We start from the raw sequence: 10,138 nt of genomic DNA on the forward strand, positions 1-10,138 counted from the left end.
CGGCATGGGCCAGCACCAGACCGTCACCGGGGCGATGCACGAGGCGATCGACCGCTGCGGCGCCGGCGCCGGCGGCACCCGCAACATCTCGGGCACCAACCACTACCATGTGCTCCTTGAGCAGGAACTCGCCGACCTCCACGGCAAGGAGGCGGCCCTGCTGTTCACCTCCGGCTACGTGTCGAACTGGGCGGCGCTCGGGACCTCGACGCCGTCGCCAAGGTCACGGGCGCCAAGACCTTCTCCCGCGACTACCGGGCCCGCGACCTCGCCGGCTGGCCCGACGGCCAAGCCCACGCCTTCCTCGTCGCCGCGACCCGCGCCGACCGCCGCTTCACCGGCCTCGACCTGTCGCGGCTCCCGGGCGCCCTGCAGCCGGACCGGATCGTCCGGCACGAGGACTTGGTGGCGGACGGGGTCTCGGTCCCGCACGCCGACTTCTTCGGCGACTGGTTCCTCGTGCCGCAGGGCGAGACGCCGCGCCTGCTCGGGCAGCCGGTGGCGATCCTGATCTACGCCGACTTCCCGCGCTTCGCCGCGGCCAAGCGCGCCCTGCGCTTCGCCGACGACGTCGTGCGGTACGGCGCCGAGACCGGTCCCAGGCCGCCGGCCCATTACGGCGCCTCGCGCTGGGTGCGGATCGAGGGCGACGCGCCGGACGCGCCCGACCGGTTCTCGCCGTTCGAGCAGTCCCCGATCTTCGCCGGCTTCTCCGGCGACGAGCCCGCCTGGCCGAAGGCCGGCGACGACGGCCCCTTCGCCCGGGGCATGGCGGCGGCCGCCGCCATCGCCGCCGAGATCGACGGCGCCGGCGCGGACGCCCTGGTGATGCGGCGGACCTACCGGTCGCAGTCGACGGACGCCTCGGCCATGGAGGCCGACAACGGCAACGTCTGGTACGATCCGGCCACCGGCACGCTGCGCCTGATGATGGCGACGCAGTCGCCCTACGACGTGGCCGAGGCCGCCGCCGCGCTGGTCTCGAAGTCCCGGTTCCCGCTCAGGGAGGTCGATCTCAAGGTCGGCTACACGGTCGGGTACGGGACGAAGGACCACCACATCTTCCCGTTCCTCTGCGTCGTGGCCGCGCTCTACGCGGGCGGCCGGCCGGTGCGCCTCGCCAACGACCGGTTCGAGCAGTTCCAGAACGGGCTGAAGCGCCACGCCTTCCGCATGGACAACGTCCTGCTGGTGGACCGGGCCAGCGGCCGGTTCCGGGCCATGACCGGGCGCTTCGCCTGCGACGGCGGCGGGCGCCCCAACTACTCCGTCGCGGTCTCCTTCGTCGGCGCCACCGCGGCGCAGTCGATCTACTACCTGCCGAAGAGCGACTTCCAGGCGATCGCCCTGGCCTCGCGGGCCGTGGAGGCCGGATCGACCCGGGGCTTCGGCACGCTCCAGACCATGTCGGCCACCGAGATGATGGTCGACGAGGCGGCGGCCCTCCTGGACATCGACGCGATCGAGCTGCGCCTGCGCAACGTGCTCCGCTCGGGCCAGCGCAACAGCCAGGGCGCGGTCCCGGCCGGGGCGCTGCGCAACGCGGAGATCCTGACGAAGGCCGCCGCGCACCCGCTCTGGCGGGATCGGGCGGCGCGCAAGGCCGCCTACGAGGCCGCCCATCCCGGCCGCCGCTACGGCGTCGGCTTCGCGCAGGTGCACAAGGATTACGGCACGGGCGCCGAGGCGGCGGTCGCGTCGCTGGAGCTCGACCCGCGGGGCCGCCTGAGCCTGCGCCACGTCGCCCACGAGATGGGCCCGGGCGTCACCACCTCGCAGGCGGTCATGGTGGCCGAGATCCTCGGCCGGGTGCCTTCGGAGACCGCGTTCGGCGTGGTGCGCTGGCCCGAGATGCCCCTCGAGACCTCCGACCAGCCCTACACGATGCCCCAGGCAGAGGAGGACCGCCGGGCGCAGAACCCCCGCTGGACGCCGCGCTTCACCTCGCCGATGAGCGCGACCAACTCGGCCTACTACCTCGGCCACGCCACCCGGACGGCCGCGCGGTTCCTCGTCGACCACGCCGTCTGGCCCGCCGCCCGCGCGCTCTGGGCGCGGGGCGGCGGCGGCGGGGCGCTGGCCTCCTACCACGTGGTCGCCCGCGACGAGCTGCGGCTGGTGGACGGCCGGGTGCTCGGTGGCGGTCTGCCGCCGCTGTCCCTGGAGGAGGTGGCCGCCGAGGCGCACCGGCTCGGGCTGCCGGTGGGCGTGACCCTCCACACCTTCAACCGCTGGCAATGGGCCGAGGCCGAGTTCGACCTGCCCGGGACGGGCCGGACGCGCCTGCCGATCGACGCCCTGTCGGTGCGCTACGGCGCCGGGGCCCCGCCCGAGCGCCGCGCCCTGATGGCGGATGCGGGCTGGCACTTCGTGCCCCGGGCGGCGGTCTCCTACCCGCCGACCCAGCGCAACAATGTCGGCACGACCTACTACGCGCCGATGGCCACCCTGGCGGAGGTCGCGGTCGACACCGCCAGCGGCGACGTGGCGATCCTGTCCCACCACTCGATCCTCGAGTGCGGCCGCCAGATCGTGCCCGAGCTGGTCTCCGGCCAGGTGCAGGGCGGCCTCGCCATGGGGATCGGCCACGCCCTCAAGGAGGTGCTGCCCCTCTACGAGGACGGCCCCGGCGACGGCACGTGGAACTGGAACCGCTACGAGCTGCCCCGCGCCCGCGACGTGGCCCCGTGGAACCAGACGGTGGAGATCCTGCCGCCGCTCTCCGAGACCGACCCGCCCAAGGGCATCGCCGAGGTCGTGATGATCGCCGTCGTCCCGGCGCTGGCCAACGCCGTCGCGCACGCGATCGGCCACCGCTTCCACGAACTCCCCATCCGGCCCGAGCGCATCCGCGAGGCACTGGCATGAGCGCCGCCATCGAGATCAAGGACCTCTCGCTCCGCGTGAACGGCGCGGCCGTCGGTCCGATCCCCGTCCCCGTCGGCACGAGCCTGCTCGACGTCCTGCACGAGTGGCTGGGCCTCACCGGCAGCCGCATGGGCTGCGGGCAGGGCATCTGCCACGCCTGCACGGTGATGCTGGAGGAGGCGACCGGCCCGCGGGAGATGCGCGCCTGCATCACCGGCGCCCACTGGTTCGAGGGGCGGAGCATCCGCACCGTCGAGGGCCATGCCCGCACCGCGCCGGACGGCACCGTCGTGCTCTCGCCGGTCCAGCAGGCCTTCATCGAGAACTTCGCGTTCCAGTGCGGCTACTGCACGCCGGGCTTCGTCACCGGGGCGAGCGTGCTGATCGAGCGCCTGCGCCGCGAGCCGATCCGCCGCGACGAGGTCGAGCGGGTCGTCACCGAGGCGCTCGACCGCCACATCTGCCGCTGCACCGGCTACGTCCGCTACCATCAGGCGGTGCGCGACCTCGTGCTGGCGACCCCCGGTCTGGTGACCGCGTGAGGCGCGCCGTGCGGATCCCGTCCCTCTCCACCCCCGCCCGGCGCGTCGGCGCCGGGCTCGCGGCCGCGGCCCTCGCGGTGGCCGTCTCGGCGGCCGGCNGCCGGCGCGGGTCCGGAGGGCCGGCATCGCCAGCAGGGGGGCGGCGAGCAGCGATCGACGGGTCGGTGTCATGGGCGCGCCCGCTCGGAACCGTCCGGAGGCGTCGCCTCCCGCGCCCGGACCGGAGCGGCGCGCTAGCCGCGCGCGCCCTGGGGGCCCGAACGCTTCTCCATCATGGCCTTGACCTGCATCAGCTGGTCCCAGACCTGGCCCGGCGAGGTGCCGAAGAAGTCGAAGCCGGCGGCGATGCCCCAGTAGATGCCGAAGCAGATGAACGGCACCAGCACCCAGGCGAGCACCTCCTCGCCCCGGCGGCGCCGCTGGCGACGCCGCCGCCGCTCCTCGCGCCGAGTCAGCTTCTTGGGGGGCGCCGGCTGCGCGACGGGGGACAGGGGTCCCTCGTGCAGGTTGTCAGTCATCGGGCGCCTCCTCGCCGCGGCGCATGCGCGTCGCGGCGGTCATAGACCGGCGGCCCCCGAGTCCGGAAGGCCGCCGGCCGGCATGCACACCATTAGGCGCGCACGAGTGGCACCTTCGGCACGGTCCGGACGCCGCCGCCCGAGCTGCCGCCGCCGCCCTTGTTGTCCTTCGGCGTCTTCTTCCGGGACGCGGTGCGCGGCTTGGCGCGCTTGTGGCGCTTGGCGGCGTTGGTCACGTCCTTCTCGGGCTTCGGCGTCACGGGGCCCGCCGGGAAGTCGAAGCCCAGGCTGTCCTTGGCGCCGGCCTTGGCCTCGGCATCCTCCGGCTTGCGGACGACCACCCGGACCGCGCCGCCATCCTTCAGCTTGCCGAACAGGACCTCGTCGGCGAGCGGCGTCTTGATGGTCGACTGGATCAGCCGGGCCATCGGGCGCGCGCCCATCGCGTCGTCGTAGCCGTGCTCCACCAGCCAGTCCCGGGCCTCGTCCGAGAGCTCGATGGTGACGTTGCGGTCGGCGAGCTGCGCCTCGAGCTGGAGGACGAACTTGTCCACCACCTTCGCCACCACGTCCTTCGGCAGGTGGCCGAACGAGATGATCGCGTCGAGCCGGTTGCGGAATTCCGGCGCGAACAGCCGGTTGATCGCCTCGACGTCGTCACCGGAGCGCTTCGACTGGGTGAAGCCGTAGGCCGCCTTGGCCAGGTCCGAGGCGCCCGCGTTCGACGTCATGATGATGATGACGTTGCGGAAATCGACCTGCTTGCCGTTGTGGTCGGTCAGCTTCCCGTGGTCCATCACCTGCAGCAGGATGTTGAACAGGTCCGGATGCGCCTTCTCGATCTCGTCGAGGAGGAGCACGCAGTGCGGGTGCTGGTCGATCCCGTCGGTGAGCAGGCCGCCCTGGTCGAAACCCACGTAGCCGGGGGGGGCGCCGATCAGGCGGCTCACCGTGTGGCGCTCCATGTACTCCGACATGTCGAAGCGCAGCATCTCGACGCCGAGCGAGGCGGCGAGCTGCTTGGCGGCCTCGGTCTTGCCGACGCCGGTCGGGCCCGCGAACAGGTACGAGCCGATCGGCTTGTCCGGGTCGCGCAGGCCGGCCCGGGCCAGCTTGATCGCCGAGGTCAGGGCCTCGATCGCGTTCGGCTGGCCGTAGACCACGCGCTTGAGGTTCTCGGTCAGGTGCTGGAGCACCACCGCGTCGTCCTTGGAGACGGTCTTCGGCGGGATCCGGGCCATCGTGGCGATGGTCGCCTCGATCTCCTTGATGCCGATGGTGCGCTTGCGGCGCGCCTCCGGCACCAGCATCTGCGAGGCGCCGGTCTCGTCGATCACGTCGATCGCCTTGTCGGGCAGCTTGCGGTCGTTGATGTAGCGGGCCGACAGCTCGACCGCGGCCTTCACGGCCTCGGTCGTGTACTTGAGCTTGTGGAACTCCTCGAAGTACGGGCGCAGGCCCTTCACGATCTCGATCGTGTCGGGGATCGACGGCTCGTTGACGTCGATCTTCTGGAACCGGCGCACCAGGGCGCGGTCCTTCTCGAAGTACTGGCGGTACTCCTTGTAGGTGGTCGAGCCGATGCAGCGCAGCGTGCCCGAAGCCAGAGCGGGCTTCAGCAGGTTCGACGCGTCCATGGCGCCGCCCGAGGTCGCACCGGCGCCGATCACCGTGTGGATCTCGTCGATGAACATGATCGCGTTCGGGTGCGCCTCGATCTCCTTCATGACCTGCTTGAGGCGCTCCTCGAAGTCGCCCCGGTAGCGGGTGCCGGCGAGCAGCGTGCCCATGTCGAGGGAGAAGACGGTCGCGTCGGCCAGGACCTCCGGCACCTCGTGCTGGATGATCTTGCGCGCCAGCCCCTCCGCGATCGCGGTCTTGCCGACGCCGGGATCGCCCACGAGGAGCGGGTTGTTCTTCTGCCGTCGGCAGAGGACCTGGATCGTCCGCTGGACCTCGCTCTCGCGGCCGATCAGCGGATCGATCTTGCCGTCGCGCGCCTTCTTGTTGAGGTTCACGCAGTAGGCGTCGAGCGCGTCGCCCTTCTTCTTGGCGCCGCGGGGATCGCCGTCGTCGCTCGGCCGCTCGGCCGCGCCCTCCTCGTCGGCGCCGCGCACGGGCTTCGCCTCGGACGCGCCGGGGCGCTTGGCGATGCCGTGGCTGATGTAGTTGACCGCGTCGTAGCGGGTCATGTCCTGCTCCTGCAGGAAGTAGGCGGCGTGGCTCTCGCGCTCGGCGAAGATCGCCACCAGCACGTTCGCCCCGGTCACCTCCTCGCGGCCCGACGACTGGACGTGGATCACCGCGCGCTGGATCACGCGCTGGAACCCGGCCGTGGGCTTGGCGTCCTGCCGGCCGTCGCCGGTCAGGTTGGAGAGCTCGGTATCGACGTAGTCGACCAAGCTGCGCTTGAGCGTGTCGATCTCGACGTTGCAGGCGCGCATGACCGCGGCCGCATCTTGGTCATCCACCAGGGCGAGCAGGAGATGCTCCAGCGTCGCGTATTCGTGCCGGCGCTCCCCGGCGAGCGCCAGGGCGCGGTGGAGGGCTTGTTCTAGGCTGCGTGAGAAGCTTGGCAAAGCTGGCCTCTGTCCTTCGTGCCTACCGCGAGCGGCGCCTATTTCTTTTCCATAACGCACTGGAGAGGATGTTGGTGTTTGCGCGCGAAGTCCATGACCTGCGTCACCTTGGTCTCCGCCACCTCGTAGGTGAAGACCCCGCACTCGCCGACGCCGTTCTGATGCACGTGCATCATGATCTGGTAGGCGTCCTCGTGGCTCTTGTTGAAGAACCGCTCGACCACCAGGACCACGAACTCCATCGGCGTATAGTCGTCGTTCAGAAGGAGTACCCGGTACAGACTCGGCCGCTTGGTCCGCGGCTTCGTGCGCGTGATGATCGCGGTGTTGGAGCGGTCGTCGCCGCCGGGGGCGCGCGAGCCGGACGCCGTGACCGCGACACGCGCCGGCCGGTGCTCCCTCGTCGAACTCGCGGTGCCCTGCGTGGGGACCTGTGTCATGTGCGTCGAACCGATCCCTTGCTCGGAGCGGGCGCCGCCGGCCCTGACGGCCGATCCTGATCCTGGCCTGCCGGGAGCAGCGCTCAGCTCCGCGCCGGTTAATCTACAGACGGTGAGCCGACTTCGCCAGACGCCTGTGCGCACTTGTCCGCCCTGCACGGCGCGCCCGCGGCGCATGACCGTCGACCCGCTAGTGCGCCGGACCGGGGCGGGGCGCCGGCGGCGACACCGCCTTCGGCCGCAGGAGCGCGCCGGTCAGGCCGAGCACCGCGTCGCNGGCCGAGCACCGCGTCGCCGGCGGCGGCGGAGCGGGCCGCGGCGCGCTCCCCGGCCCGGTGCAGATACGCGGTCTGCACCGCCAGGATCTCGGTCGGGCTGCGGGCCGCCGCCAGCGCCCCCCAGGTGGTCCCCAGATCGTCGAGGGCCTGCTTGAACGAGTCGAGGTACTCGATGCCGAGGGTCTGGGCCGCCCGGCTCGCGATCCCGAACCGCCGCAGGGGCGTTCCGAACCCGGGGACGGCCGGGCCCAGGGGAAGGGCAGGGGGTCTCTGCATCGCCGATCTCCGGACCGCCGCCGAGACGGCCGGCCATCCGCGGCCGGTCATCTCGGATCGCCGCGAGAGTGTGCGGCACGACAGCCAGCGTCAAGCTCGGCCCGGTAGGACCTCAGGCCCGGAACCGCCACGGAACGGCCCGCCGGCGACAGCGGGGCGAGGGCGGGGCGAGGGCGGCCGGTAAGGGATGGCAGGAGCGACACGATCCGGCACGCGCGGCGATCGCATTAACGGGCCTGTAACTGCACTTGCCTAACTCTCCACTGATGCAGCGGGGCCACGCGATCGGCGGGAGGCTCCGCAGGGGATACGACCGGCCAGTACCGGTCTCGCGAGGCAATCAGGCGTGATGCGTAGCGTAGTAGGCCGCTCTCGGACGATTCCAGCGCTCCCGGCCGCGATCCTGGCCGCCGCGGTCCTGACGACCCTGGCCGCGCCGGCCGAGGCCCGGCGCGGCCGGCACCATCACCACGCCCGCGCGACCGGCGGCTACAACCCGCCCTACGCCGCGATGGTCGTGGACGTGAAGAGCGGCAAGACGCTCCACGCGGTGAACGAGGACGCCCTGCGGCACCCGGCCTCCATCACCAAGGTGATGACGCTCTACCTGCTGTTCGAGCAGATGGAGCGGGGCAAGTTCGCCCTCGATTCCGACCTGACCATCTCGGCCCACGCCGCCGCCCAGGCACCGTCGAAGCTCGGCCTGCGCCCCGGCCAGACCATCTCGGTCGAGGACGCCATCAAGGCGATCGTGACGAAGTCGGCGAATGACGTGGCCTGCGCCATCGGCGAGAACATCGCCGGCTCCGAGGAGCGCTTCGCCCAGATGATGACCGCGAAGGCCCACGCCCTCGGCATGAGCCGGACGCACTACGCCAACGCCTCGGGCCTGCCCGATCCGGAGCAGCTCACCACCGCCCGCGACCTGACCGTGCTGGCGCGGGCGATCCAGGACCGCTTCCCCCACTATTACCGCTACTTCCAGACCCGGTCCTTCGCGTTCCGCGGCCGGGTGATCGGCAACCACAATCACCTGCTGGGCAACGTCCAGGGCGTGGACGGCATCAAGACCGGCTACACGCGCGATTCCGGCTTCAACCTGATGACCGCGGCGAAGTCCGAGGGCCGCCAGATCGTGGCGATCGTCCTGGGCGGCAAGTCCGGCGCGGGCCGCGACCGGATCATGGCCGACCTCGTCCGCTCGAGCCTGCCGCGCGCCTATGCCGGCGCCCGGATCTCGGCGCCGGTCACCGAGGTCGCCGAGCGCGCCCGCCCGGCGGTCGTCGCCGACGCGGTCTCGCGCACCCGCACGCAGGTCGCCTCCGCGGACGACGAGGATGTCGAGACCACAGGCACCACCGGCGAGCCCCTCGACCTGTCGCCCGCCAAGACGACGACGCCGGGCGGCACCTGGAAGCCGGGCCCGCAGGGGATCCCGAAGGCGGCCCAGGCCTATGCCGGCGGCGGCAACGCCCAGCCGCCCTTCCCGGGCGCGTCCAAGTCCACGGCCCGGGTGGCCTCCCTCGAGCGCGACGAGCCGCCGAAGGCGGTCTCCGGCGCCCGCGTCGTGCCGACCGCCTGGGTGATCCAGCTCGGCGCCATGGACGACGAGGCCAAGGCCCGCACGATGCTCTCGGAGGCCCGCGCCAAGGTCGGCGGCAGCCTGTCGAAGGCGGCCCCCTACACCGTCAAGGTCGAGCACGGCGGGACCACGCTGTTCAGGGCCCGCTTCTCGGGCTTCGCCGAGCAGGATTCCGCCCAGGAGGCCTGCTCGGCCCTGAAGCGCAGCGGCTTCAGCTGCTTCGCCACCCGGAGCTGAGGCCCGCGCGACCCGCCGGCGCGCCCGCGCGCCGCGTTTCGTGACCCACCGGCGCGCCCGCGCGCCGGATACGGAACGGCCGCGACCGAGTTCGCAAGCGGCCGACGATCGGTAACTCTCTGACAACGCGCGTGGAGTTCAGCGATGTCGGTTCAGAAGCCTGTCCCGGGCCGCGTTGACGCGCGCCGCTCCCTCGGCGCTGCCCCCCTGGTCGGGGTGGGCGCGCTTCATGAGAGACCGGTGGGCCGACCGGATCTCCTCAGCGGTCGCCCCGCGCTGAAGCCCCAGGACCTCGTACGCCTCCTCCTGCGTCATCGGCCCTGGGTGCGACGGACGGCGCGGCCGCGGGTCGCGATCGCCCTCAGCGTCTACACGCCATCCGGGCGCCCGGCGGTCGAGATACGGCTCTAGCAGGGCCGCGCCCGCGGCGTCGCGGATCCGGCAGAGCCGGAGCAGCTCGACCACGGCCCCGGTGGGCATGGTGTCGAGCCACGCGCCGGCGCCGGGCCCCGCGATGACGCGGCCGGTGCGCAGGCTGCCGTCCGGGCGCACGAGCGCGTCGATCAGGATCGTGCGGAAGCGGCGGTCCTGCGGGTCGCGCGGGCGCGCGCCGGATCCCGGCCGGATCAGGCGGCGGAGCCGCGCGGTCATGGCCGCCTGACCCTCGATCATCCAGACGCCGCTGAGCCCGAGCAGGGCCGCGAGGACGACGTTCCCGCGCAGGAGCAGGAACCCGGCGGCGAGCAGCGCGAAGGCGCCGAAGGTCGGCACCCGCGCGCGCCCGAGGGCGGCGGCGAGCCCCGCCCGGAGACCGCCCC

The 10,138-nt window shown here is 72.4% G+C and carries 8 protein-coding genes and 1 pseudogene; 4 read left to right on the forward strand and 5 right to left on the reverse strand.

Annotated elements, in window-relative coordinates:
* From MMR14E_RS19590 to MMR14E_RS19600, 3 genes and pseudogenes are all read left to right on the forward strand, one after another.
* Nucleotides 1-205 (forward strand): annotated as a pseudogene (locus tag MMR14E_RS19590) (aminotransferase class I/II-fold pyridoxal phosphate-dependent enzyme); the annotation flags it as partial.
* 200 nt (nt 206-405) lie between these two features.
* Nucleotides 406-2,868: a xanthine dehydrogenase family protein molybdopterin-binding subunit gene (locus MMR14E_RS19595; RefSeq protein WP_331316583.1), complete on the forward strand. Its 2,463-nt coding sequence runs from the start codon at nt 406-408 to the stop codon at nt 2,866-2,868.
* A complete protein-coding gene (locus MMR14E_RS19600) occupies nt 2,865-3,410 on the forward strand; it encodes a (2Fe-2S)-binding protein (RefSeq protein ID WP_331316585.1) in 546 nt (181 codons plus the stop codon). Before MMR14E_RS19595 ends, MMR14E_RS19600 begins: the two co-directional genes overlap by 4 nt.
* A 233-nt stretch (nt 3,411-3,643) precedes the next feature.
* On the opposite strand, the gene MMR14E_RS19605 is transcribed toward MMR14E_RS19600, so the two are convergent.
* From MMR14E_RS19605 to MMR14E_RS19620, 4 genes are all read right to left on the reverse strand, one after another.
* Nucleotides 3,644-3,928: a hypothetical protein gene (locus tag MMR14E_RS19605; protein WP_020095819.1), complete on the reverse strand. Its 285-nt coding sequence runs from the start codon at nt 3,926-3,928 to the stop codon at nt 3,644-3,646.
* Between the two features lie 92 nt (nt 3,929-4,020).
* Nucleotides 4,021-6,507 (reverse strand): ATP-dependent Clp protease ATP-binding subunit ClpA, encoded by a 2,487-nt coding sequence (clpA, locus tag MMR14E_RS19610; protein ID WP_331316587.1) that lies wholly within the window; start codon nt 6,505-6,507, stop codon nt 4,021-4,023.
* Between the two features lie 38 nt (nt 6,508-6,545).
* Nucleotides 6,546-6,947 (reverse strand): ATP-dependent Clp protease adapter ClpS, encoded by a 402-nt coding sequence (gene clpS / locus MMR14E_RS19615; protein WP_331316588.1) that lies wholly within the window; start codon nt 6,945-6,947, stop codon nt 6,546-6,548.
* A 98-nt stretch (nt 6,948-7,045) separates the two neighbouring features.
* Complete coding sequence (locus MMR14E_RS19620) at nt 7,046-7,552, reverse strand: phasin family protein (protein ID WP_331316589.1); 507 nt, start codon at nt 7,550-7,552, stop codon at nt 7,046-7,048.
* A gap of 298 nt (nt 7,553-7,850) precedes the next feature.
* Here MMR14E_RS19620 and MMR14E_RS19625 point away from each other — a divergent pair, with 298 nt between their 5' ends.
* Nucleotides 7,851-9,320 (forward strand): D-alanyl-D-alanine carboxypeptidase, encoded by a 1,470-nt coding sequence (locus tag MMR14E_RS19625; protein ID WP_331316590.1) that lies wholly within the window; start codon nt 7,851-7,853, stop codon nt 9,318-9,320.
* A gap of 138 nt (nt 9,321-9,458) precedes the next feature.
* On the opposite strand, the gene MMR14E_RS19630 is transcribed toward MMR14E_RS19625, so the two are convergent.
* Nucleotides 9,459-10,138, reverse strand: a 680-nt coding sequence (locus tag MMR14E_RS19630) for a DnaJ domain-containing protein (RefSeq protein ID WP_331316592.1), incomplete at its 5' end; no start/stop codon positions are given.

It is taken from the genome of Methylobacterium mesophilicum, assembly GCF_036441335.1.
GTDB lineage: Bacteria > Pseudomonadota > Alphaproteobacteria > Rhizobiales > Beijerinckiaceae > Methylobacterium > Methylobacterium mesophilicum_B.